This window comes from Ramlibacter paludis (genome assembly GCF_022012305.1).
GTDB classification, from domain to species: domain Bacteria; phylum Pseudomonadota; class Gammaproteobacteria; order Burkholderiales; family Burkholderiaceae_C; genus Ramlibacter; species Ramlibacter paludis.
Genome location: NZ_JAKLTM010000003.1, coordinates 66,169 through 91,293 on the forward strand (window position 1 = coordinate 66,169; position 25,125 = coordinate 91,293).

The 25,125-nt window shown below is 68.9% G+C and carries 17 protein-coding genes; 3 read left to right on the plus strand and 14 right to left on the minus strand.

Annotated elements, in window-relative coordinates:
• Window positions 1–29: 29 nt before the first annotated feature.
• Entirely contained in the window at window positions 30–941 is a 912-nt protein-coding gene (locus LZ009_RS11085; protein WP_275697989.1) for a LysR substrate-binding domain-containing protein, read from the plus strand.
• A gap of 3 nt (window positions 942–944) precedes the next feature.
• On the opposite strand, the gene glgA is transcribed toward LZ009_RS11085, so the two are convergent.
• The 14 genes from glgA to LZ009_RS11155 form a co-directional block, all read right to left on the minus strand.
• The gene (glgA, locus tag LZ009_RS11090) at window positions 945–2,402 is read right to left on the minus strand and encodes a glycogen synthase GlgA (RefSeq protein WP_346730738.1); all 1,458 of its coding nucleotides are present in this window, start codon (window positions 2,400–2,402) and stop codon (window positions 945–947) included.
• Entirely contained in the window at window positions 2,399–7,465 is a 5,067-nt protein-coding gene (locus tag LZ009_RS11095) for a malto-oligosyltrehalose synthase (protein WP_275697990.1), read from the minus strand. Before LZ009_RS11095 ends, glgA begins: the two co-directional genes overlap by 4 nt.
• A complete protein-coding gene (treZ, locus tag LZ009_RS11100) occupies window positions 7,462–9,264 on the minus strand; it encodes a malto-oligosyltrehalose trehalohydrolase (protein ID WP_275697991.1) in 1,803 nt (600 codons plus the stop codon). Before treZ ends, LZ009_RS11095 begins: the two co-directional genes overlap by 4 nt.
• Before the next feature lie 22 nt (window positions 9,265–9,286).
• The gene (glgX, locus tag LZ009_RS11105; protein WP_275697992.1) at window positions 9,287–11,443 is read right to left on the minus strand and encodes a glycogen debranching protein GlgX; all 2,157 of its coding nucleotides are present in this window, start codon (window positions 11,441–11,443) and stop codon (window positions 9,287–9,289) included.
• On the minus strand, window positions 11,440–12,738 hold the full coding sequence (locus LZ009_RS11110) for a glucose-1-phosphate adenylyltransferase (RefSeq protein ID WP_346730739.1): 1,299 nt from the start codon (window positions 12,736–12,738) through the stop codon (window positions 11,440–11,442). Before LZ009_RS11110 ends, glgX begins: the two co-directional genes overlap by 4 nt.
• Before the next feature lie 24 nt (window positions 12,739–12,762).
• On the minus strand, window positions 12,763–14,679 hold the full coding sequence (gene glgB / locus LZ009_RS11115; RefSeq protein ID WP_275697993.1) for a 1,4-alpha-glucan branching protein GlgB: 1,917 nt from the start codon (window positions 14,677–14,679) through the stop codon (window positions 12,763–12,765).
• 150 nt (window positions 14,680–14,829) lie between these two features.
• On the minus strand, window positions 14,830–15,543 hold the full coding sequence (locus LZ009_RS11120; RefSeq protein ID WP_275697994.1) for an ABC transporter ATP-binding protein: 714 nt from the start codon (window positions 15,541–15,543) through the stop codon (window positions 14,830–14,832).
• Window positions 15,536–16,294 (minus strand): ABC transporter ATP-binding protein, encoded by a 759-nt coding sequence (locus LZ009_RS11125; RefSeq protein WP_275697995.1) that lies wholly within the window; start codon window positions 16,292–16,294, stop codon window positions 15,536–15,538. Before LZ009_RS11125 ends, LZ009_RS11120 begins: the two co-directional genes overlap by 8 nt.
• Window positions 16,291–17,283 carry a branched-chain amino acid ABC transporter permease gene (locus LZ009_RS11130; protein ID WP_275697996.1) on the minus strand — a complete coding sequence of 331 codons (993 nt, stop codon included), beginning with the start codon at window positions 17,281–17,283 and terminating at the stop codon, window positions 16,291–16,293. The genes LZ009_RS11125 and LZ009_RS11130 overlap by 4 nt, the downstream gene beginning before the upstream one ends.
• On the minus strand, window positions 17,280–18,143 hold the full coding sequence (locus LZ009_RS11135; protein WP_275697997.1) for a branched-chain amino acid ABC transporter permease: 864 nt from the start codon (window positions 18,141–18,143) through the stop codon (window positions 17,280–17,282). The genes LZ009_RS11130 and LZ009_RS11135 overlap by 4 nt, the downstream gene beginning before the upstream one ends.
• Window positions 18,143–18,760, minus strand: coding sequence for a LysE family translocator (locus LZ009_RS11140; protein WP_275697998.1), 618 nt, complete (start codon window positions 18,758–18,760; stop codon window positions 18,143–18,145). Before LZ009_RS11140 ends, LZ009_RS11135 begins: the two co-directional genes overlap by 1 nt.
• Window positions 18,761–18,891: 131 nt before the next feature.
• Window positions 18,892–20,079, minus strand: a complete 1,188-nt coding sequence (locus LZ009_RS11145) for an ABC transporter substrate-binding protein (RefSeq protein ID WP_275697999.1) — start codon at window positions 20,077–20,079, stop codon at window positions 18,892–18,894.
• Between the two features lie 173 nt (window positions 20,080–20,252).
• Entirely contained in the window at window positions 20,253–21,821 is a 1,569-nt protein-coding gene (locus LZ009_RS11150; protein WP_275698000.1) for a benzoate-CoA ligase family protein, read from the minus strand.
• 116 nt (window positions 21,822–21,937) lie between these two features.
• Window positions 21,938–22,423 (minus strand): flavodoxin domain-containing protein, encoded by a 486-nt coding sequence (locus LZ009_RS11155; RefSeq protein ID WP_275698001.1) that lies wholly within the window; start codon window positions 22,421–22,423, stop codon window positions 21,938–21,940.
• Between the two features lie 77 nt (window positions 22,424–22,500).
• On the opposite strand from LZ009_RS11155, the gene LZ009_RS11160 reads away from it, so the two are divergent.
• Window positions 22,501–23,400 (plus strand): helix-turn-helix transcriptional regulator, encoded by a 900-nt coding sequence (locus tag LZ009_RS11160; RefSeq protein WP_275698002.1) that lies wholly within the window; start codon window positions 22,501–22,503, stop codon window positions 23,398–23,400.
• A 28-nt stretch (window positions 23,401–23,428) separates the two neighbouring features.
• The gene (boxC, locus tag LZ009_RS11165; protein WP_430300272.1) at window positions 23,429–25,123 is read left to right on the plus strand and encodes a 2,3-epoxybenzoyl-CoA dihydrolase; all 1,695 of its coding nucleotides are present in this window, start codon (window positions 23,429–23,431) and stop codon (window positions 25,121–25,123) included.
• The last annotated feature ends 2 nt before the right edge of the window (window positions 25,124–25,125 follow it).

Genomic DNA, 25,125 nt, shown 5'->3' on the forward strand with positions numbered 1-25,125 from the left:
GTTAGATTGTTCTACCGATAGGACGATCCATGCAGGACCTCAACGACATGCTCTTCTTTGCCGAGGTGGTGGACCGCGGCGGTTTTGCCGCTGCGGGGCGCGCGCTCGGCCTGCCCAAGTCGCGGCTCTCGCGCCGCGTCGCCGACCTCGAAGCGCGGCTGGGCGTGCGCCTGCTGCAGCGGACCACGCGCAAGCTTTCGCTGACGCAGGCCGGCGAGATCTACCACCGGCACTGCGTCGCCATGCGCGAGCAGGCCGAGGCCGCCGACGAGGCGGTGGCGCGCGTGCAGACCGAGCCGCGCGGCACGGTGCGCATGACCTGCCCGGTCACGCTGGCGCAGACCACCATCGGCCCGATCCTGCCGCGCTTCCTGGCGGCGCACCCGCAGGTGCGCGTGGACATGCTGGTCACCAACCGCGTGATCGACCTGGTGCAGGAAGGCGTGGACATCGCGCTGCGCGTGCGCACCACGCTCGACGACAGCGGCACGCTGGTGGTGAAGAACCTGGGGCCCACGGGCGGCGCGCTGGTGGCGAGCCCGCAGCTGCTGCAGCGCTTCGGCCAGCCGGCCGCCCCGGAGGAACTCCGCAACCTGCCGACGGTGGCGATGTCGGCCGCGGACGGCCGCGCGAGCTGGCGGCTGGTCGGCCCCAAGGGCGAAGAGCACGACGTTCAGCACTTCCCGAGCTACACGGCCGACGACCTGCTGACCCTGAAGTTCGCGGTGCTGCAGGGGACGGGCATGTGCGTCCTGCCGGACTACATGTGCGCCGAGGAGTTGCGCAAGGGCGAGCTGGTGCCGGTGCTGCCGGGATGGGCCCCGCCGATGGCGCAGGTGCTGGCGGTTTTCCCTTCGCGCCGCGGGATGGTGCCGGCGATCCGGCGACTGCTCGATTTCATGGGGGAGAGCATCCGGGGCGAGAGCATCTGCCCGACGTGAGGATCACATGGCGGCGATCGCCTGTTCGTACACCGACAGGTACTCTTCCGCGCTGTCTTCCCACCCGAAGTTGCGCGACATGCCGTTCAACTGCAGCTTGCGCCACAGCGGCGGTTCCTTCCAGGTCCGCAATGCGCGCTGCAATGCATCGTCGAGGCCGGCGGCGTCGGCGGACTTCATGACGAAGCCGGTGCCGTTCGCCGGGTCTTTCGTGGCATCGGTGACCGAATCGCGCAGCCCGCCGACCGGTGCCACGATCGGCGGCGTCCCGTAAGCCTGGCTGTACATCTGGTTCAGGCCGCAGGGCTCGAAGCGCGAAGGCATGAGGAAGGCGTCGGCGCCGGCTTCGATCAGGTGCGCAAGGCCTTCGTCGAAACCCAGCGTCACCGCCACCTGCCGCGGATTCTGTTCCGCCGCCTTGCGCAAGGCCGCCTGCAGCTCCGGCTGGCCCTGGCCCAGCACCACCAGTTGCGCGCCGGCCGCCAGCAGCCTGGGCAGGGCAGCCAGCACCAGGTCGATGCCCTTCTGCTCGGTGAGCCGGCTCACGACGGCAAACAAGGGGGCACGCGGCTCCGCCGTCAGCCCGCTGCGCACCTGCAGCGCCTTCTTGTTCAAGGATTTCCCTTGCAGGCCGTCGCGCCCGAAGCGATGCGGCAGGAGCGCGTCGCTCGCGGGGTCCCAGGCTTGCGTGTCGATGCCGTTCAGGATGCCGCGCAAGCGCGCCGAGCGCGCGCGCAGGACGCCGTCGAGGCCGACGCCGTGCGCCTCGGTCTGGATCTCGCGCGCATAAGTGGGGCTGACCGCGGTGATCGCGTCGGCGAACTGCAGCCCCGCCTTCAGCATCGACAGCTGGCCCCAGAACTCCACGCCGTCCAGGCCGCGCCAGTGGTGCGGCACGCCCAGCAGGTCGGCGCTCTCCATGGGAAACACGCCCTGGAAGGCGAGGTTGTGGATCGTCATCACCGACGCCGCGGTTCGCTGCTGCAGCGGCAGCGAGCGCGCGAGCGCCAGGTAGAGCGGCGCGAGGCCGCAAGGCCAGTCGTTGCAGTGCACGACGTCCGCGGTCCACCCCGGCAACGGCGACTGCACCGTGCCCAGTTGCGCGGCCACGCGCGAGAGCAGGCCGAAGCGCAGCGCGTTGTCCCCATAGTCGTTGCCGCCCGCGTCGACGTAAGGGCCGCCGGCGCGCTGGTAGAGCGCGGGGCATGCCAGCAGCAGCAGCGTGACGCCATTGGGCGCTTTCACCGGCACCAGCTGCGCGGCGGGCCAAGGGCCATAGGCGGGCAGTTCGACGCCATCGCCGATCTCGCCGCTGACCTTCATGCCGCGGTACGCGGGCAGCAGCAGGTGGACGTCGTGGCCCAGCCTGGCGAGCGTGGCGGGCAGCGCGGCGCTGACATCGCCGAGGCCCCCGGTCTTGACGTAGGGCGCGCACTCGGGCGTCGCAAACAGGATCTTCATGCAGTCTCGGCTTGTGCCACCAGCACCAGGAAAGGAAGGCCGCCGGCGCCTTCGAAGAGCGCCTGCAGGTCCAGCGTCGCATCGGCCCCCGGCGTCGCTTCGGCGCCCGTCAGCCAGTTGCGCCAGTGGCGGAAGCGCCGCAGGTTGCCGCTTTCCAGGGCCAGCGTGAGCTGCGTGCCTTGCCAGAGCGCGGGCGACCAGCGGCTGTCCTCGCCCCGGCACAAGGTACAGGTCAGTCGCGCCGCCACCACCAGCACCGCCATGCCGTCCTGGACGCGGACATAGGCCACGGCGTGTTCGGCGGCATTGCCTTCCACCGGCACCTGCAGGTAGCCGCCTTCCCGGAACAGCAGCGCCTGCTCGCGCCGCAGCTGCAGCAGGCGCCACGTGACCAGCTGCTTGATGCGGCCGTCGGCCGCGTTGGTGTTCAGCCGGCGCCAGTCTTCGGCGCCGGGATAGCCATCGCGGTACAGCGCTTGCGCCTGCGCAAGGTCGCGCGCGAGCTGCGTGAAGTCGACGGGCCGGCGGTTGTCCGGGTCGACCAGGCTGAAGTTCCACTGCTCGCAGCCCTGGTACAGGTCCGGCACGCCGGGCGACGTCATCTTGAGCGCCAGCTGCGCGAGGCTGTTGCGGAAGCCGAAGGGCGCGACCTTGGCCGTGAACTTCTGCAGTTCGTCGGCGAAGGGACTGGGCTGGCCGGAACGCAGCACGCCGTCGACGTACTTTTCCAGCGCTTCCTCGTAGGCGCTTTCCGGGCAGACCCAGCTCGTGTTGCGCTTGGCCTCGCGCACGGCCTTGCGCATGTAGGCCTGCACGCGATCGCGCAGGGTGTCGCGCTCGGCTTCGCCCGGCGGCTGCGCCGGCCACAGGCCCACCAGCGTCTGGAACAGGAGCCAGACGTCGTTGCCGCTCGGCCAGGTGTCCTTGTGCGTGCGCGTCATGTACAGCTGCGCCCAGCCGGACATGCGCAGCAGCGTGTCCTCCCAGGCGGCGGGCAGCTCCGACAGCACGTCCAGGCGCGCGCGCAGGTCTTCGCCGCGCTTGCTGTCGTGCGTGGAGGTGCCCAGCATGCAATTCGGCCGATGCCGCTGGCGCGTGAGGTTGGCGAAGTGGAAGGCCGCCACCGACACGCCGAAGCTGCGCGGATCGCCGCCCACCTCGTTCAGCGACAGCAGCGGCACGTAGCGGTAGAAGGCGGTGTCCTCCATCGCCTTGGCCATCACCGGCGCGGTGAACTGCTGCCAGCGCGCCAGGAAGCGCTGGCGCTCGTCCTCGCGCAGGCCGGCGGCTTCGCCTTCGCCCAGCAGCACTTCGCGCAGGTGCTCCAGCACCGTCGTCTCGGAGCCGCCCAGGCGGCGCTGCGCACCTGCGATCGCCCAGTCGATGTGGCGCCTGTCCATCGCGCTGGCCGGTTCGCCGCTGCGCAGGTAGGTTCGGTAGACCGGAAAGGCGGCGGCCACCTCGGCCAGCGCCCAGCGCAGGCGGTTGCGCGTGAAGTCGCAGCGCCGGCGGCTGCCGCGCGTGAGGCCGTACAGCACGTGCGTCAGCCAGTTCAGTTCCGAATACAGCGAGGTCTCGATGATCAGCTTCTTGCACGCATAGAGAACTTCGTCGAAGTCCTCCACCTCGCCGGTGAAGGCGTGGTACGCCGCCAGCAGCGCGTTCTCGTTGCGGCCCTCGACGAACAGGCCGTTGACCAGGGTGCCGAAGCGGTAGCCGGTGTCGCCATGCACCGGCCATTCGTCCGGCAGGGGCTCGTGTTCGGCCTGGATCTTCTCGGCCACCAGGTAGAGCGCCCGCGGCGGATGGCCGTTCACCTCCGCCTGCGCCGCGTAGCGCGCCTGCAACTGCTCGAAGTAGCTGCGCGGGTCGCTCAGGCCGTCCGGGTGGTCGATCCTCAGGCCCGTGAGCAGCCCTTCCTGCAGCCAGTGCAGCACCTTGCGATGCGTGGCCTCGAACACCTCGGGCCGTTCCTGGCGCAGCGCCGCCAGCGTGTTGACGTCGAAGAAGCGCCGGTAGTTCACGTCGTCGCTGGCCACGCGCCAGTCGGCCAGGCGGTAGGCCTGCGTGGAGATCAACGCATCGAGGGCGTCGAAGCTGGCCGGGTCGCCGGGCTGGCCGTTCAGGTGCTGCACGCAGGCGGCGATCCAGCGTGCCAGCCACTCGTGGCAGGCCACCAGGCGCGCGAGCTGGCGCTTGTAGACGATGCTGTCGCGAACGCGCGCGCGCCGCAGTTGCGGGTCCGGCGTGTCGCGCGAAGGCAGGCGGCCCAGCGAGTCGAGCAGGGCGGCCACCACCGCATGGCTGTCGCCTTCGCTGTCGTCGCGCGCGGGTGGGGCCGGCAGCGTTTCCAGGATCTTCGGATAGCTGGCCGGGTCGAGCGGGAAGCGATGGTCCCAGTAATGCAGGATGAACTGCCCCGCCTCGGCCTCGAAGTGCAGCTGGATCTCGCCGGCTTCCAGCACCTTGCCGTAGTGGTCGCCCAGCACGGGCAGCAGCAGCCGCCCGACCATCTCGGGCTGCGCCGGCTTCCATTCGATGTCGAAGGTGTCCGCATGGCTGGAGGCGCGGCCGTGTTCCAGCACGTCGAGCCACCAGGCGTTGTCGGCCTCCAGCACGCCCATGTGGTTGGGCACGATGTCCAGCACCTGGCCCATGCCGCTGCGGCGCAGCGCGCGGCACAGGCGCGCATGGGCCTGCTCGTCGCCCACCTCGGGGTTCAGCTCGCCGTGGTCCACGATGTCGTAGCCGTGCGTGCTGCCTGGCCGCGCGCGCAGGTAGGGCGAGCTGTACAGGTGGCTGATGCCCAGCGCCTTCAGGTAGGGCACGGCTTCGGTCACCTGGGCAAAGGTGTTGTCCTTGTGGAACTGCACGCGGTAGGTGCCGCCGGGAATCTGCGCCGAGTCCAGCGGCGGCAGTTCGCCGGGCGACTGCGTGCCGCTGCGCGGGCCGTTGCGCTCGTCGCGCAGTACCGTGGCCAGCGAGGACCAGCGCGGGTCGCTGCCCAGCGCGTCGACGGTCACCGGCAGCTTGCGGCGCCAGTTCGGGAAACGGTCCTCGCTGGTGCCGGGCACGTTGACCTGCAGCAGCTGGCCGGTGACGTCTTCCAGCTGCACCCCGACCAGCCAGCACGGCGTGCGGGCCAGGTAGGCGTAGACGGCGTCGACGAAGGCGGGCGTCGCGTCGGGCACCGAGGTCGGCTGCACGGTGCTGCCTTCGGGCAGCAGGCCTTCTCGCTCCAGCGCCATCAGCAGCCGCGCGCGGTCCTGGGCGCGCGACAGCACCATCTGCTCGCGCGCTTCCTGGTCCGGATAGAGCTCCAGCCTGGAAGACAGCTCGATGTCCTCGCCGAGCCAGAAGCCGCGCAGCGTGGGCAGGTCGTGCGTGCTGACGACCGCCAGCGCCTTGCCCTGCCACTGCGCCGGCGGACGGAAGCCGCCGTCGTCCTCGCGTTCGAACAGCAGCGGCCGGTACGACAGCAGGCTGCCCTCGCGCATGGCTTCGCGCATCTGCGGCGCGACGTTGCCCAGGTCCTCGCCGATCACCATGCACTCGTGGCGCCGGCTTTCCAGGGCCAGCACGCCCAGCAGGTCGTCCAGCGGATAGGTGACGTAGGTGCCGCCGTCGGGGCTGTTCCAGAACAGGCGCATCAGCGCCATCACGTGGTCCAGCCGTAGCGCACCGCAATGCCGCATGTTGGCGCGCAGCGTATCGATGAAAGGCTGGTAGCGGGCCGCGCGCAGGCGCTCCGGGTTCCAGGGCGGCAGGCCCCAGTCCTGGCCGCCGGGCGCGAGCGGATCCGGCGGCGCGCCGGCATGCATGCCCAGCGCGTACATCCCGTGCTCCACCCAGGTCTCGGCGCCGCCGCCGTTGACGCCGACCGCGAGATCGCAATACAGGCCCAGTCCCATGCCGCGGGTGCGCGCATAGCGCTGGCAGGACTCCAGTTGCACCTCGGCCAGCCATTGCAGCCAGAAGCGGAAGCGCACGGCCGACGCATGCTCCTGCGCAAAGGCCTGCGCCGCGGCGCCGTCGGGGTCGCGGTATTCCTCGGGCCAGGCGGGCCAGCCCCAGACGTTGGCGTCGCGCGCGTGCAGGTGCTCCTGCAGCGCCTCGAACAAGGCGTGCTTGCCGATGGTGAACTCGCGCTCGCGCATGTAGCGCAGGAAATGCGCGCCGCGCGAGTGGCCGGCGTGCAGTTCGTGCTGCTCGAAGTGGCGCCACAGCAGGCGCAGCACTTCGTCCTTGGCGGCGGCGACGCCGGGATAGTCGACCATCTCGGCTTCGCGCAGCGCGCGCAGGCGGTCCTGGAAGGCGTCCGACTGCACCTTCTGCACCGCCTCCTCGCAGCCGCCCAGGTCCACCAGCGTCTGCACGTCCAGGTAGATCGGGTTCAGCGCCTTGCGGCTCGAAGGGCTGTAGGGGCTGGCGACGCCGGGGTTGTGCGGGAACAGCGCGTGCAGCGGGCTCAAACCGATGAAGCTCGCGCCCTGGTGGGCCGCCGTGTCGGCGAGCCGGCGCAGGTCGCCGAAATCGCCGATGCCCCAGTTGCGCGTGGAGCGCAGGGCATAGAGCTGGATGGTGCAGCCCCACCAGCGCTCGCCGTCCTGCAGCCCCGGCGCCACGTGGCACTGGCGGGGCGCGATCACGAGACGGCAGTATTCGCCGGCCGGGGCGCCTTCGAGGGCCAGCTTGTAGTAGCCCAGGGCCAGGTCGCCCGGCAGCGCGATGCGCGCCTCGCCGTGGTCGCGCTGCAGTTCGCCGGTGAGAAGGACCGGGCCGCCGCTTTCCGCGGAGAGTTGCCAGTGCGCGGCGCCATCGCCGGGAGCGGGCCAGCGCACTTCGAAAGCCGCCTGTTCCCGCGCGACATGCACCGGCGGAAGCCCGAAGTACTGTGGCGGCGCTTCGGTGCCGTCGCCGCGCATCGCTTGCACGGCGCGTCGCAGCACCGCGTCGGGCACGCGTTCCTCCTTGCCCCAGAAGCCGTGGTAGCTCTCCGCGATGCCCAGGCGGCGCGCTTCTTCCGCCAGCGCCCAGGGTTCGATCTCGCCGGGTGCGTTCACTGCGTGATCTCCGTCCCCAGCAGCCAGCGCGCGCCCCAGGCCGGCCAGGTGCCGGCTGGCGCATCGGCGGGCCAGCGGTGGCTGAAGATGCACTTGGCCTCGACGGGGCCGAGATGTTGCGCGGGCACGGCCAGCGGCTGGTCGCCCAGGTTCACTTCCAGGCCCAGCACCTGGCCATCGGCGTAGCGCCACTGCACGGCCAGGCCGCGTTCACCGATGCGCTGTGCCGTGTGCTTGCCGGTCTGCAGCTGGGCCTGGCGCGGCGTGATGTGGGCCCGGCGCGCGTGCAAGGCCGCCCGCACCTCGGCGCGCCAGGCGCGGCCCGCTTCGGTGTTGGCGCGAGCCGGATCGGGCCGGCTGGCGGCGGCGGTGTCCTCGCTGCAGGGATCGGGCAGGTCGCCGCCGGCGTGGCCGAACTCGCGCTTGCGGCCCGCGCGCACGGCGTCGCGCAGTTCCCCCTCCCAGTCGGCGAAATAGAGGAAGGGCTCGGGCGCGCCCCAGTCCTCGCCCTGGAACAGCATCGGGATCGCGGGTGTGAGCAGGGCGAGCAGCGTCGGCAGCGAAGCCGCTTGCTTGGGCACCAGCTGCGACAGGCGCTCGCCGCGGGCGCGGTTGCCGACCTGGTCGTGGTTGTGCGCGAAGTTCACCAGCGTGCCCAGGGGCTGCGCGGGCGCCGCCTCGATTACCTTGCGCGCGCCGCCCGGCTTGCGCTCCGAGCCCTCGAAGATCATGCCGTGCGTCAGGCCGCGCGCCAGCAGGTCCAGCGGTTCGGCGCCGTAGTCGTGGTAGTAGGTGTGGGTCTCGCCGGTCAGCGCCACGTGCAGCGCGTGGTGGAAATCGTCGTTCCACTGGGCTTCGAAGCGGCCCGCGGTGGGGGGCGTGGCCAGGTGGCCGTAGCCGTTGTGCTCGTTCTCCAGCACCAGGTGCACATGGCGGCCCGTGATGGCGACGTGCACGCGGCTGGAGAGTTCCTCCAGGATGTGTGGCCGGCTGCCGTCGCTGATCGCGTGCACGGCGTCCAGCCGCAGGCCGTCGAAGCGGTACTCCTGCAGCCAGTACAGCGCGTTGTGGATGAAGAACTCGCGCACCGGCTGGCTGTCCGGGCCGTCGAAGTTGATCGCCGCGCCCCAGGGACTGCCGTGGGTCTTGGAGAAGAAGCCGGGCGCATAGGCGCCGAGGTAGTTGGCGTCGGGCCCGAAGTGGTTGTAGACCACGTCCAGGAACACCATCATGTGGAGGCGGTGCGCGGCCTGCACCAGGTGCTTGAGGTCGTCGGGCTGGCCATAGGCGTGGTGCGGCGCGAACGGCAGCACGCCGTCGTAGCCCCAGCCGAAGCGGCCGGGAAAGTCCGCCACCGGCATCAGCTCGATCGCGGTGATGCCCAGCTCGGCCAGTTCGGCCAGCCGCGCTTCCGCGGCGCGAAACGTGCCTTCCTCCGTGAAGGTGCCGACATGCAGCTCGTACAGCACCGTTTCGTGCCAGGGCCGGCCCTTCCAGTCACCGTCCCACTCGAACTGGCGCGGGTCGACCACCGCGCTCGGCTGGTGCGGACCGTCGGGGTTCTGCCGCGAAGCCGGGTCCGGCACCAGCAGCTTGCCGTCGATGCGCCACTGGTAGGAGCTGCCGGCGACGGCCTCGGCGACCTCGCATTCCCACCAGCCCTCGGCATCGGCCTCGGCCGGATGCAGGGTCGCGCGGCCGGAGGCGCTGGGGGCAAAGGAGAGCTCGGCGTTCGTCGCCGCCGGCGCCCACAGGCGGAAGGTGGCGCCCTCCGCATGCAGGCGGACGCCGAAAGGCATGTCGTGTTGGCAGCGCAAAGGTTCACTCCTGCGGCTTCTGGGTCAGCAGGGCCATCGAATGGGACAGCAGCTCCAGCTTGGCGCCGGGCGCGTAGCGCCGCGCATCGGCTTCCTCGAAGTGTCCTTCGCCGGTGTAGATGCGCAAGAGCCATTCGTCTCCGTGGCCGGGCACTTCGGGCAGGGTGAAGGTGGCGTCCTCGCCGGTGGCGTTGAAGACCAGCAGCACCGACCGGTCGGACTCCTCCTGCGGATGGGCATAGCGCGAATCGAGCACCGCCGCCACGCAGCGCACCGCCGGGTTGGTCCATTCCTCCTCGGTCATCTCCAGGCCCCAGACGCTGTACCAGCCGATGTCGCGGCGGCCGTGCTCGTCGGGCTGGCCGGTGAGCCAGGCGTCGCGGCGCAGCACCGGCAGTTCGCGCCGCAGCCGCAGCATGGCGCTGGTGAAGGCGATCAGCGGGTCGTTGCGCCGTTTCTCGCTCCAGTCGAACCAGCTGATCGCGTTGTCCTGGCAATAGGCGTTGTTGTTGCCGCCCTGGCTGCGGCTCATCTCGTCGCCGCCCAGCAGCAGCGGGACGCCGCGCGAGGCGAACAAGGTGGTGAGGAAGTTGCGCTTCTGCCGTTCGCGGAAGGCCAGGATCTCGGGGTCCTCGGTCTCGCCTTCGGCGCCGCAGTTCCAGCTGCGGTTGTGGCTCTCGCCGTCGCGGTTGTCCTCGGCGTTGGCTTCGTTGTGCTTGTCGTTGTAGCTCACCAGGTCGTTGAGCGTGAAGCCGTCGTGCACCGTGATGATGTTGACGCTGGCCCGAGGTCCCCGGCGCGAGGGGCCGTAGATGTCCGCCGAGCCGCAGAGCGCCGCGGCGAAATCCGGCAGGCTGCCCTCGGTGCCGCGCCAGTAGTCGCGCACGCGGTCGCGGTACTGGCCGTTCCACTCGCACCAGCCGAGCGGGAAGCCGCCCACCTGGTAGCCGTGGTCGCCCAGGTCCCAGGGCTCGGCGATCAGCTTCACGCGCTTGAGGACCGGGTCCTGCGCCACGGCGGACAGGAAGGGCGAACGGTGCTCGAAACCGCCGGTGCCGTTGCGGGCAATCGCCGGCAGCAGGTCGAAGCGGAAGCCGTCGACGTGCATCTCTTCCACCCAGTAGCGCAGGCTGTCCATCACCAGGCGCAGCATGGCCGGATGGCTGGCATTCAGCGTGTTGCCGGTGCCGGTGAAGTCCAGGTAGTGCCGGTGGTCCTCGGTCAGGCGGTAGTAGCTGCGGTTGTCGATGCCCTTGAAGCACAGCGTGGGGCCCAGGTGGTTGCCCTCGCAGCTGTGGTTGTAGACCACGTCCAGGATCACCTCGATGCCCGCGGCGTGCAGCGCCTTCACCATGCGCTTGAATTCGGCGATGTCGCCGGCCCGCGCGAAGTAGCGCGGCTCCGGCGCGAAGAAGCCGATGCTGTTGTAGCCCCAGTAGTTGGCCAGGCCCAGCTCGATGAGGCGGCGCTCGTCGTTGAAGGCGTGCACCGGCAGCAGTTCCACCGCAGTCACGCCCAGCTTCTTCAAGTGCGCGATGGCCGGCTCCGTGCCCAGGCCGGCGTAGGTGCCGCGCAGGTTTTCCGGCACGTCCTCCATCAGCTTGGTGAAGCCGCGCACATGCACTTCGTAGAACACGCTGTCGGCCATCGGGGTGGCGGGATGCCTGTCGTCGCCCCAGTCGAAGGCGGGATCGACCACCAGGCACTTCGCCGCCTGCGCGCCGTTGTCCGTCGGGTCCGGGACCAGGTCGCGTTCCTCGCTGCCCAGCGTGTAGGCGTACTGGTGCGCGGCGCCGCGCATGGGCCGGTCGATGGCGCGCGCGTAGGGGTCGAGCAGCAGCTTGTTGGGATTGCAGCGCCAGCCGTGGAGCGGCTCGTAAGGTCCATGCACCCGCAGGCCGTAGCGCGTGCCGGGACCGAGGCCGGGCACGAAACCGTGCCAGACGTCGTCGGTGTGGCCGGGCAGGGCGATGCGCCGCTGCTCCTGCCTGCCTTCGGCGTCGAAGATGCAGATCTCGACCTTCTCGGCGGAGCTCGCATAGACGGCGAAGTTGACGCCGCCCTCGCGCAAGGTCGCGCCGAGCGGCCAGGGCTGCCCGGCCTCCGACTGTGGACTGCTGGCGCGCGGGGTGCTGGATGCGTCGACGGCTTGCGCCGTCATGCGACCGCCTCCAGCCGCGCGGGCGCCTCGGTGAAGCTGGCGGCCTCTTCGAGCTGCGCCAGGTAGGTCGAGGTGGACTTGCGGGCCGGGAAGTAGCCGGCCGGCACCACCACCACGCCGTTGGGCGTGACCGGGAAGCGCTGGCGGTCGCGCGCCAGGTCGAAGCCGATCTTCTCTTCCGGCGGCACGTCGTTGTCCTGGTCGATGATGGCGTTGCGCACGGCGGCGCCGCGGCCGATGCGGGAGCGCTCCATCACGATGCAGTGTTCGAGGCGGGCGTGCCTTTCCACCAGCACCGAGCGGCGCAGCATGGCGTGGTCGAGGGAGGCGCCGTCGACGATGCTGCCCGAGCCCACCACCGAGCGGTTGATGATGCCGTTCTCGATCTGGGCCGACTCGGCCTGGTCGGGGCTGGCGTAGATCGGCCAGTGGCGGTTGGTCATGCGGAAACGCGGCTGCGCGCCCAGGGTGTCGAAATGCGCCTGGTAATAGGCATCGATCGTGCCGACGTCGCGCCAGTAGGCGTGCTCCTCGAAGGGCTGCGTGCCGGGAATGACGTTGGTGGCGAAGTCATAGGCCACCAGTTTGTGGCTCTTCACCATCGACGGCAAGATGTGCTTGCCGAAATCGGTCTCGCCGTTCTCGTGCATGCGCTTGAGCTGGGCAAGCAGCACGTCGGCGTTGAAGATGTAGTTGCCCATGGAGGCCAGCGCCTGGGTGTGGCTGCCGGGCATGGGGCGGGCCGAGCGCGGCTTCTCCTTGAAGTCGACGATGCGGTGGTTGTCGTCGGTCTCGACGATGCCGAACTGGTCGCATTCCTGCAGCGACACCGGGATCGTCGCCACGCTCGCCTGCGCATTGTTCCTGATGTGGAAGTCGATCATCTGCCGGATGTCCATGCGGTAGATGTGATCGGCGCCGAACACCGCCACGATGTCCGGCTGCATGCTCTCGATCAGGTGGATGTTCTGGTACACCGCGTCGGCCGTGCCCTGGAACCAGGCCGGGCCGGTGCGCATCTGCGGCGGCACCACGGTGATGAACTGCTGCGGCATGAAGCGCGCCATGGTCCACGTCTGCCGCACGTGCTCGATCAGCGACTGCGACTTGTACTGCACCAGCAGGTAGGTCGAATAGATCTCGGAGTTGACCAGGTTCGAGAGCACGAAGTCGACGATGCGGTGCTTGCCGTTGAAGGGCACCGCCGGCTTGCAGCGGTTGGCCGTCAACGGGTGCAGGCGCGCGCCTTCCCCACCGGCCATGACGAAGGCGAGGACGTTTCTATTGGCGGGCATGTAAATCTCCCTGTTGGATTCGGTTCAAGGGGCGGGCCGGTTCGAGAGGATCACGACGCCCAGCGGCGGTACGGTGACGGTGGCGCTGGCAGGCCAGCCGTGCAGGGGCTCGTCCTGGCCGCGCACGCAGCCGAGGTTGCCGACGCCGCTGCCGCCGTAGACGGCGGCGTCGCTGTTCAGGAGCTCGTGCCAGTCGCCCGCTGCGGGCAGCGCGATGCGCAGCGCGGGCCGCGGTTCGGCCGTGAGGTTGCAGACCACGACAGCGAATGCATCGCCCGGGCCGCCGCGGCGCAGGAAGGTGAGGATGGTGCTTTCGGGCCGCTCGGTGGGCAGCCAGCTGAAGCCCTCGCCCTCGAAGTCGTGCACGTGCAGGGCCGGCAGGCGGCGGTACAGCGCGTTCAGGTCGGCCAGCCAGCGGGCCACGCCGGCGTGGAAGGGCCGGGCCCACAGGTGCCAGTCGAGCGTGCGTTCGTGGTGCCACTCTTCCTGCTGGCCGAACTCGCCGCCCATGAACAGCAGCTTCTTGCCGGGGTGCGCCCACATGTAGCCGTACAGGTTGCGCAGGCCCGCGAAGCGCTGCCACTCGTCGCCGGGCTGGCGGCCCAGCAGGCTGCCCTTGCCGTAGACCACTTCGTCGTGCGACAGCGGCAGCACGAAGTTCTCGTCGAAGGCGTAGACCGCGGAGAAGCGGATGTCGTCGGCATGCCAGTGGCGGTAGAAGTGCGGCCGCGAGTAGTAGCGCAGCGTGTCGTTCATCCAGCCCATGTTCCACTTCATGCCGAAGCCCAGGCCGCCGTGGTGCACGGGGCGCGACACGGCGGGCCACGCGGTGGATTCCTCGGCGATCACGTGCACGTCGGGGAAGTGGCCGTACACCGAGGCATTGAGGTCCTGCAGGAAACGCACCGCATCGTGGTTCTGGTTGCCGCCCTGCTGGTTGGGGATCCACTCGCCGGGATTGCGGGCGAAGTCCAGGTACAGCATGGACGCCACCGCATCGACGCGCAGGCCGTCGAAGTGGTACTTCTCCAGCCAGAAGACCGCGTTGGAGATCAGGAAGTCGCGGACCTCGTAGCGGCCGTAGTTGAAGATCAGGCTGTTCCACTGCGGGTGGAAGCCCAGGCGCGGGTCGTCGTGCTCGTACAGCGCGGTGCCGTCGAAGCGCGCCAGCGCATGCGGGTCGGCCGGGAAGTGCGACGGCACCCAGTCGAGGATCACGCCGATGCCGCGCTGGTGCAGCGTGTCGACGAACACCATCAGGTCCTGCGGCGTGCCGTAGCGCGCGGTCGGCGCGAAGTAGCCGGTGATCTGGTAGCCCCAGGAGCCGTAGAACGGATGCTCCGCCACCGGCATCAGCTCGACGTGCGTGAAGCCCAGGTTCTCGCAGTGCGCCGCCAGGCGCAGCGCGATGTCGCGATAGTTCAGGTAGCGGCCGTCCTCCTCGCGCTGCCACGAGCCCAGGTGCACCTCGTAGATGGACATCGGGCTGGCGTGCGACTGGCGCTGCCAGCGCGTGCGCATCCATTCCTGGTCGCCCCATTCGTGGCCCAGGTCCCAGATCTGCGAGGCGGTGCCGGGCGGATGCTCCATGCGGAAGGCATAGGGGTCGGCCTTGTCGACCCAGTGCCCCTCGGCGTTCTGCAGCCGGTACTTGTAGTGCTGGCCGGGGCGCGCGCCTTCGATGAAGCCGCTCCAGCGGCCACTGCCGTCGTCCAGCCGCTGCAGCAGTTCGCAATGCCAGCTGTTGAAGGCGCCGATGACGCCCACCGCGCTCGCGTTGGGCGCCCACACGGTGAAGGTGGTGCCGCGCTCATTGGCGTGCGCACCCATCACCTCGAACTGGCGATGATGGTGGCTGGCATGGCGCGCACCGGGCCGGTGCGGCTCGATGGCCTGCCTGCCGGTGCGCTGGGGGTCCGTCTCGGACAGTTGCGGATTCATGTCCTGGCTTCGTTGTGCGAGCCATTCTGGACAGGCGCAAGCGCAACCATTGAAGGATGCGCCGATCAAGCTGCGTAGGCTTGAACCTACAGCCGGTACGGAAGGCAGCGGTCAGCTGTCGCGCCTGCCGTGACTACGCAGAGTTGAGCCTCAGACCCCGAGGTATTGGTCGAGCAATTGCGGTTGGGCCCGCAGGTCGGCGGAGCTGCCGTGGTACACCACTTCGCCCTTGACGAGGATGACGTTGCGGTCGGTCACCTGCGTCACCTGCTTCCAGTTCTTGTCGACGATGATGCTCGAGATGCCGCTCGTGCGGATCAGGTCGCAGATGCGCCAGATCTCGCGGGCGATCAGCGGCGCAAGGCCCTCCGTGGCCTCGTCGAGGATGAGGAGATCCGGGTTGGTCATCAGCGCGCGGCCGATGGTGAGCATCTGCTGCTCGCCGCCGGAAAGCTGCTGGCCGCCGTGGCCCAGCCTTTCCTGCAGCCGCGGGAAGGTTTCCAGCACGCGCTCGTAGGTCCAGTCGCGTTGGCCCTGCGTGCCGGCGCGCGCAGCCATCACGAGGTTTTCGCGGACACTGAGGTTGCCGAAGATGCCGCGGCCTTCGGGGACGTAGGCAACGCCGAGCTGCGCGACTTCGTAAGAAGGACGGCCTACCATCTCGCGGCCCTTCACCGCGACGCTGCCGCCGCGCGGCCGCACCAGCCCCATCAGCGATTTCAGCAGCGTGCTCTTGCCCATGCCGTTGCGGCCCATGAGGCCGATGGTCTCGCCGCGGTCCACGTGGAAGTCCACGCCGCGCAGGATGTGGCTCGCGCCGTAATAAGTCTGCAAGTCGCGCGCTTCGATCAGGCGTTCAGCCATGCGCTTCCTCTTCTCCGAGATAGGCGGACTGCACGTTCGCGTCGGCGCGCACTTCGGCGGGCGTGCCGCTGGCGATCACCTGGCCGTTGACCATCACGGTGAGCCGATCGGCCAGGGCGAACACGGCGTCCATGTCGTGTTCCACCAGCATCATCGCGTGGCCCGGTTTCAGCTTGAGGAGCAGGGCGACCATGCGTTCGGCTTCGGCGGTGCCCATGCCGGCCAGCGGCTCGTCGAGCAGCAGCACCTGCGGCTCGGTGGCGAGCGTCATCGCGATTTCGAGCTGGCGTTGCTCGCCGTGGCTGATGGCGCCGGCGAGGAAATCGCGGCGTGCCTGCAGGCCCGCCAGTTCGAGCGCGCGCTCTGCGCGTTCGTTGGCGGCCGCGACGCTGGCAGCGCGCTGCAGCCAGCGCGCCGCATGCGGCGTGCGTGACTGCGCGGAGAGGCGGATGTTCTCCCACACCGTGAAGGGCAGGAAGATGTTGGTCTTCTGGTAGCTGCGGCCCAGGCCGGCGCGCGAGATGCGCTCCGGGCTCCAGCCGGTGACGTCGTGGGCGCCCAGCGTGATCCTGCCTTCGGTGGGCGCGAGGTCGCCGGAGAGCAGGTTGGTCAGTGTCGACTTGCCGGCGCCATTGGGGCCGATTACGGCGTGGATGCGGTCGCGCGCGAGGTCCAGGGTCACGCCGTTCACCGCGGCGAGGCCGCCGAAGCGCTTGGTGAGGCCCCGCGCGGCGAGCAGGATTTCGCTCATGGCGCGTCCTTCCTGCGCAGCACGCGTTCCAGCACGCCCAGCAGGCCGCGCGGGGCGAAGGTGACGACCAGCACGATGAAGAGGCCGGTCCACAGCTGCCAATGCTTGCCCGCATTGAAGCTGCCGACCTGCGGCAGGTCCTTGGCCACGTGCAGCAGGTACTCGAAGGCGAAGGCGCCGACGATGGCGCCGGCGAAGTTGCCCATGCCGCCCAGGATCACCATCATGATCGCGTGCGCGCTCATGTGGAAACCCATCAGCTCGGGATTGACGAAGCCGGTCTGCGCGCCCCACAGGTAGCCCGCCAGGCCGGCCAGCGCGCCCGAGAGCGTGAAGGCCGCGAGCTTGTAGCCGAAGGTGCCGAAGCCCATCGCGCGCATGCGGTGCTCGTTGACGCGGATGCCCGCCAGCGCCCGGCCAAAGGGGCTGAAGAGGAGGCGGCGCAGGAACAGGTACACCAGCACCAGCATCGCCAGCGTGAAGTAGTAGAAGGCCTTCTTGTTCTCCAGGTCGAACAGCAGCGCGTTCGGCTTGAAGTTGATGTAGATGCCGTCTGAGCCGCCCAGCACCTTGTTGTCGAAGAACAGGTAGAACACCATCTGCGCGAAGGCCATGGTGACCATGATGAAGTAGATGCCGTGGGTGCGGACCACGAAGAAGCCGATCACCAGGGCGGCGAGGCCGGAGGCGGCGACGGCCGCCGGCAGCGTCCACCACAGGCTGACCGCGCTGCCCTCGGGCGTGAGGAAAGCCAGTGCGTAGCCGGCCAGCCCGAAGTAGGCGGCATGCCCCAGCGACACCAGGCCCGTCACGCCTTGCAGCAGGTCGAGGCTCATCGCGAAGATGCCAAGGATCATCATGCGCGCCACCATGGCGGCGTAGAAGTCGGTGGCGACGAAGGGAAAGGCGACCAGGGCCACCAGGCACAGGGCCAGCACGAGCTGCAGGCTGCGCGGCAGCTGCTCGAGGCGCGAGGAGGCGAGGCTCATTGCTTGAACAGCCCTTCCGGCTTCCACAGCAGCACCGCTGCCATCAGCATGTAGACCAGCATCCCGGCCACGTGCGGCAGCAGCACCTTGCCGAAGGTGTCGACCAGCCCGACCAGGAGCGCCGCGATGAGTGCGCCGCGCACCGAGCCGATGCCGCCGATCACCACCACCACGAAGCACATGATCAGGACCTGCGAGCCCATGTTGGGATACACGCTGGAGATGGGCGCGGCGATCATGCCGGCAATGGTGGCCAAGCCCACGCCCAGCGCGAACACCACTGCGTGGATCAGCTTGATGTTGATGCCCAGGGCCTCCGTCATCGCGTGGTTGAAGGCGCCGGCGCGGATCTTCATGCCCAGGCGCGTCTTCGCGATCAGGTAGTAGAGCCCCAGCGCCAGCAACACGCACACGCCCGACATGAACAGGCGATAGACCGGGTAGGACAGGTTGTCGGTCAGCTGGATCGAGGCGCCGAGCAGCGCTGGCACGGGCACGCCGTGCACGTCGTCGCCCCAGAGGATGGAGCGCATCTCCTCGAAGATGTAGATCAGGCCGAAGGTGAGCAGCACCTGGTCGAGGTGGTCGCGGTGGTAGAAGTGGCGGAACAACAGCCGCTCCAGCGCGAGGCCGAAGAGAACCGACAGCGCCGTGCCCAGCACGATCGCCAGCGCCAGGCTGCCGGTCCTGGCCGCGAGCGACCAGGCGAGGTAGGCGCCCAGCATGTAGAAGCTGCCGTGCGCGAGGTTGACCACGCCCATGATGCCGAAGATCAGCGTCAGGCCGGCGGCCAGCATGAACAGCAGCAGGCCGTACTGCACGCTGTTCAGGAGCTGGATCAGGAAGTTGGCGAAATCCATCAGGCTTGGCGGCGGGCGAAGAGCAGCAGTCCGCCCAGCAGCGCGAACAGGCCGCCGCAGGTGCGGTTGACGGCGCGCACGATGTCAGCCCGGCGCAGCCAGGGCGCGAGCCGCCCGACGCCGATGGCACAGGCAGCCAGCATCAAGCCATCGCAAGCGACGAAGGTCAGCGCCAGCAGCGCGAACTGCGGCGCGAGCGGCGCCTGCGGCTGGATGAACTGCGGGAAGAAGGCGGCGAAGAAGATCAGCGCCTTCGGGTTGCTGGCGCCGACCAGCAGGCCTTGCAGGAAGAAGGAACGCGCGGCCGGGGCTTGCGCCGCGACCAGGGGCTCGCCCGCCTTGCGGAAGGTGCGGATGCCCAGCCAGACCAGGTAGGCGGCGCCGGCGAGCTTCAGCGCCGTGAAGGCCGTCTCCGAAGCCGAGAGCAAGGCGCCCAGGCCCAGCGCCGACAGCAGCATGACGCCCAGGCTGGCTGCGAGCGCACCGCCGGCCGAAGCCAGCGCTTTCGCCGGCCCCTGGTTGATGGCGTTCGTCACGCACATCAACATGGTCGGGCCCGGCGTGACGACCAGGAGGGCGACGGCGGCGAGGTAGAGGAAGTAGGAGGAAAGAGTCATCGCGATCCGGGAAGCACGTGGCGTGCCCGCAGGGGCTTGTCATCCCGGGCTCACCCCGGGATCCAGCTCCCGTGGCTGGATGGCAGCCGGCGCTGATGCCGGGTCCAGCCCGGCATGACATTCTTTTTCCCTCAGCCCATCTTGCAGCCGGCGCCCGAATCCGCCAGCGCCTTGGCCGCGATGCCGATCACCTTGTTGTCCTTGTTCTCCACACGGCGCAGGTAGATGTCCTGGATCGGGTTGTGCGACTTGCTCATCGTCCACTTGCCGCGCGGGCTGTCGATGGTCTGGGTCTCCAGCGCCTTGTACAGCGCAGCCTTGTTGCCGATGTCGCCCTTGACGGCGGCCAGGCCCTGCGCGAGCAGCAGGCCGGTGTCGTAGCCCTGCACGGCATACACATCCGGCTGCATCTTGAACTGCGTGGCGTAGGCCGTGCGGAACTGGTTGTTGCGCGGCGTGTCCAGCGAATCGGCGTAGTGCATGGTGGTCATGATGCCGTCGGCGGCCGGGCCGGCGGCGTCCAGCACGCCTTCGGTCAGGAAGCCCGAGCCCCACAGCGGGATCTTGTCCTTCAGGCCCGCGGCGGCGTAGTCGCGGATGAACTTGGCGGCGCCACCGCCGGCGAAGAAGCAGGCCACGGCGTCGGGACGCAGCGAGGCGATCTCGGTCAGCAGCGCCTGGAATTCCACGTTGGGGAAGGGCAGGCCCAGTTCCTTGACGATCGTGCCGCCGGCCTTGGTGTAGCTTTCCTTGAAGCCTTCGAAGGCCTCGTCGCCGGCCGCGTACTTCCAGGTGATCCAAACCGTCTTCTTCAGGCCCTTGTCCATCATGGGCTTGCCCAGCGCCAGCGTAGGCTGGCTGTTGGTGAAGGAGGTGCGGAAGACGTTGGGGGCGCACAGCGCGCGGGTGGCGGCATGCACGCCGGCGTTGGGGATCAGGTTCAGCACGCCGGACTCGCGCGCCACGCGCTGGATGCCCATCTGCACGCCCGAATGCACGGTGCCGATCAGGACGTCGACCTTGTCGCGCTGCACGAGGCGGTTGGCATTCTCGACGCCCTTGGACGGCTCGGATTCGTCGTCGACCTTGAACCACTCGATCTCGCGGCCGCCCAGCTTGCCGCCCTTTTCGTTGATCGCCATGCGCACGCCGTTCTCGATGGCCACGCCCAGCTGCGCGAAGGTGCCCGTGTACGGGAGCATCAGGCCGACGCGGATCTTGTTCGACTGCGCGCGGGCGATCTGGGGCAGCAGCAGGCCGGTCGACGCGGCGCCGACGATGGCGGCACCACGCGAGAGGACGAGGCGGCGAGAGGTCATGGATGCTCCTTACTTTTCAATTAGTTTAGGCCTAAAGCATTTCTACCCGATGTGCGCGAATCGTGCCACATGGGTTTCCCGCAATTTCGTCATTCCCGCGAAGGCGGGAATCCAGAGCGTTGAAGCAGCGCGCGCCGCGCGCTTCCTGGCTCCCCGCCTTCGCGGGGATGACATCAGTTCGCGGCACGCAGCTTGAAGCGCTGGATCTTGCCGGTGGCCGTCTTCGGCAGCTCCGGCACGAAGGCGATCCAGCGCGGGTACTTGTAGGGCGCGAGCAGCGACTTCACGTGCGCCTGCAGGTCCTCGGCGCTGGCCTGCTGGCCCGCCTTCAGCACCACGTAAGCCTTGGGCTTCACCAGGCCATCGCTGTCGGCCACGCCGATGACCGCGGCTTCCAGGATGGCTGCATGCGTCATCAGGCACGCTTCCACCTCGAACGGGGAGACGTAGATGCCGCCGACCTTCAGCATGTCGTCGCTGCGGCCGCCATAGGTGTAGTAGCCGTCGGCGTCGCGCGTGTACTTGTCGCCGCTGCGCGTCCACTCGCCGGCGAAGGTGTGCTTGGTCTTGGCGCGGTTGTTCCAGTACATGATCGCGGCGCTCGGGCCGCCGATCTGCAGCTCGCCGATCTCGCCGTCGCCGCACTCGCGGCCATCGTCGCCGACGATGCGCAGCTGGTAGCCCGGCACCGCCTGCCCGGTCGTGCCGTAGCGCACCTTGCCGGGACGGTTGGACAGGAAGATGTGCAGCATCTCGGTGGAGCCGATGCCGTCGAGGATCTCGCAGCCGTATTCCTCGGTCCAGCGCCTGCCGATTTCCGCGGGCAGGGCCTCGCCGGCGCTGGCGCAGACGCGCAGCTTCAGTTCCTTCTTCTGCGGCCGGCCGGCGTCGGCCAGCAGCGCGGCATAGAGCGTGGGCACGCCATAGAAGAGGGTCGGCTGGAATTTCTTCAGCAGGCCGAACACCGCGTCCGGCGTCGGCCGCGCGGGCAGCAGCACCGCGGTGGCGCCCACGCTCATGGGGAAGGTGAGGGCGTTGCCCAGGCCGTAGGCGAAGAACAGCTTGGCCGCGGAATACACGACGTCGCTCTCGCGGATGCCCAGCACCGCGCGGCCATAGAGTTCGGCGGTCTGCACCAGGTGGCTGTGCAGGTGCACCGTGCCCTTGGGCGTGCCGGTGGAGCCGCTGGAATACAGCCAGAAGCAGGCGTCGTCGCTGCAGGTGCCGGCCACTTCCTGGCCGGCGCTGCCCGACGCGACGAGATGCGCCACCGAATGTTCGCCCTGGTCGCCCGCGACGAACATGTGCTGCAGCGAGGAGATCTTGCCCACCAGCGGCTCGAAGGTGGGTAGCAGCGGCCTGGAGACGAAGAGGGCCTGCGCGCGCGAATCGCGCAGCATGAAGTCGAAGTCCTTCGCGGTGAGCAGCGTGTTGGCCGCGATGGGAACCACGCCCGCCAGGATGCAGCCGAGGAACACGACCGGCCACTCGAGCGTGTCGAGCATGGCGATCATCACGCGGGTTTCCGGCGTGAAGCCGCGCGTGCGCAGCGCGTTGGCGAAGCGGTGGGATTGCTCCGCGAGCTGGCCGTAGGTGAGCTGCTCCCCGCTGGCGGCGTCGACAAAGGCGACCTTGTCGTAGCGGGCGGCATTGCGCTGCAGCAGGTCGTGCGCGGCGTTGTAGTCGCGGGGGATCTCGATGCGGGGCGGACTGGTGCTGTGGTCGGCGTGGCTCAGGTGCATGTTGTCTCCTCGGGGCGCCGGATGGTTTGTCATTGCGGGCTCGACTCGCAATCCAGCTCCCGGGGTCGTCCGCGCACCGGGGCTGGATCCCGGGTCAGGCCCGGGATGACGTGCGTTTATGCAGGCTGCTTGTCCTTCGTCATCGCCGGAATCGCTTCCTTCTCCAGCCATTCGCGGCACCACACCGTGCCGAGTTCTTCGGGCAGCGTGCCCGCGCTCGCATCGTGGCACCAGACTTCGCCGATGCGCTGGGCGCCCAGGCCTTGCAGGCGCTCGTCGAACTTCTTGCCGCCGAAGCAGAAGGTCTGCGAATAGGTGCGGTCGCCCAGGGCGATCACGCCGTAGCGGACGTGGCCGAGGAACTTGGGTTGCAGGTCCAGCGAGTCGTAGAGCGCGCGGGCGTTGTCGGGAACGTCGCCGGAGCCGTAGGTGCTGGAACAAATGAGATATAGCGCATCCGGATCGTCGAAGGCCGTGATGTCCAGGTTGTCCATCAGCGTCACTTCGATGGCCTCGACCAGGTCGGCGCAATCCATCTGGATGGCCTGCGCCACGTAATCGGCGGTGCTGGTCATGGTGCCGACGAGGATCTTGAGCTTCATGCGGGCCTCACATGCAGTAAACTGCTTGACATTCGAGTTGAAGGAAGTATACTGCAATCTTGATCTAGCGCAAGTCCATGCAAACCAGCACCCCCGAAGCCCTTGACAACCGCGCCACGCTGGCGGAGCTTGGCGCGCGCGTGCGGGCCTGGCGCGCGCGCCGCGGCATGACGCGCAAGCAGCTGGCCGCCGACTCCGGTCTTTCCGAGCGCTTCCTCGCCGACGTCGAGGGCGGCAAGGGCAACGTCTCGATCAACTCGCTGGAAGCCGCGGCCCGCGCGCTCAACATCACCATCCTCGACCTGCTGCAGGACGCGCCGCGGCCGGTGCTGGCCCGCGCGACGGGACTGCTCGGCCGCCTGGACGACACGCAGCTGGAGCAGGCGTACACGCTGCTGGCCGCGAGCTTCGGCCTGGCCGATGCGCAGGGCCGCGAGCAGCGCATCGCGCTGGTCGGCCTGCGCGGTGCCGGCAAGTCCACGCTGGGCGCGCAGCTTGCGGCCGACCGCGGCGTTCCCTTCATCGAACTCGATCGCGAGATCGAGCGCGAGGCCGGCACCAGCATGAACGAGATCCTCCTGCTGCACGGCCAGGCCGGCTACCGCCGCTACGAAAGGCGCGCGCTGCTGCGCATCGCCGAGGAGCATGCGCAAGGCGTGGTGATGACCACCGGCGGCAGCATCGTCAGCGAGCGCGAGACCTTCGAGCTGCTGCAAAGCCATTTCTATTGCGTCTGGGTCAAGGCCAGCCCCGAAGAGCACATGAGCCGCGTGGTGGCGCAGGGCGACCTGCGCCCTTTCAATGCCAGCGGCAGCGACGACAGCCACGCGATGGGCGAGGCGCTGGACGACATCCGGCGCATCCTGGCCAGCCGTGAAGCCCTCTATGCCCGCGCCGACGCCGTGGTTGACACGGCGGCCCGCAGCGTGAAGCAATCCCTGAAAGACCTGCAGCGGGCCGTGCCCGCTGTCGCCTGAGAGCCCTGGAGACAGACGAATGAATGCCATGACCGAACCGCTGCTGTTCAAGCAGACCCTGGCCGGCGAGGAGCGCGAGCTGGTGAGCTTTGCCACCGATCCTTCGCGCTACCGCCACTGGACCCTGGCCGTCGACGGCGAGGTCGCCCGCCTGAAGCTGGACATCGACGAGGACGGCGGCATCAAGCCCGGCTACAAGCTCAAGCTGAATAGCTACGACTTGGGCGTCGACATCGAACTGCACGACGCCCTCAACCGCATCCGCTTCGAGCACCCGGCCGTCAAGGTGGTGGTGTTCGAAAGCGGCAAGGACCGCATCTGGTGCTCCGGCGCCAACATCTACATGCTGGGCCTGTCCACCCACGCCTGGAAGGTGAACTTCTGCAAGTTCACCAACGAGACGCGCAACGGCCTGGAAGACTCGTCGCGCAATGAAGGCCTGAAGGCGGTGGCCGCCGTGACCGGCGCCTGCGCGGGCGGCGGCTACGAACTGGCCCTGGCCTGCGACCGCATCGTGATGGTGGACGACCACTCGTCCACCGTCAGCCTGCCCGAAGTGCCGCTGCTGGGCGTGCTGCCCGGCACCGGCGGCCTGACGCGCGTGACCGACAAGCGCAAGGTGCGGCGCGACCTGGCCGACATCTTCTGCACCACCAGTGAAGGCGTGCGCGCCGACCGCGCCAAGGACTGGAAGCTGATCGACGGCCATGCCAAGCCGCAGGCTTTCGGCGCGCTGGTCGACCACGAGGTCGCGGCGCTGCGCGCGCAGTCGAAGCGCAGTGGGCCCCCGCAGGGCATCGCGCTGACGCCGGTGCAGCGGAAGATCGACGAGCAGGGCTACCACTACGGCGTGGTAGACGTGCAGGTCGACCGCGCCACCCGCATCGCCACCTTCACCGTCCAGGCCCCGGCCAAGGCGATCGAGGGCACGCCCGACGCCATCGTCGCCGCCGGCGTGAACTGGTGGCCGCTGCAGTTCGCCCGTGAACTGGACGACGCGATCCTGAACCTGCGCACCAACGAGCTCGAGATCGGCACCTGGGTGCTCAAGACCCGCGGCGACGCCAACCTGGTGATGCAGGCCGACTCGGTGCTGGAGCAGCAACAGGACCACTGGCTGGTGCGCGAGACCATCGGCGCGCTGCGCCGCACGCTGGCCCGCCTGGACGTCACGAGCCGCTCGCTGATCGCACTGGTGGACGAGGGCTCCTGCTTTGCCGGCACCTTCTACGAACTGGCGCTGGCCTGCGACCGCATCTACATGCTGGACCTGCCCGATGCGCCCGACGCCGCGCCGGCGCTGCGCCTGAACGAAGCCAACTTCGGCCGCTACCCCGTCGTGAACGGCCTCACGCGCCTGCAGACCCGCTTCAACGAAGACCAGGCGACGGTGGAACAGTTGCATGGCCTGCAGGACAGCGCCCTGCGCGCCGACCAGGCGCTCGGCCTCGGTCTGGTCACGCTGACGCCGGACGACATCGACTGGGACGACGAGATCCGGCTGATGCTGGAGGAGCGTGCCTCGCTCTCGCCCGATGCGCTGACCGGCATGGAAGCCTCGCTGCGCTTCCCGGGCAAGGAGACGATGGAGACGCGGGTGTTCGGGCGGCTGAGCGCCTGGCAGAACTGGATCTTCATCCGGCCCAACGCGGTCGGTGAAGAAGGTGCACTGAAATTGTTCGGAACGGGCAAGAAAGCCAAGTTCGACTGGAAAAGGGTTTAACC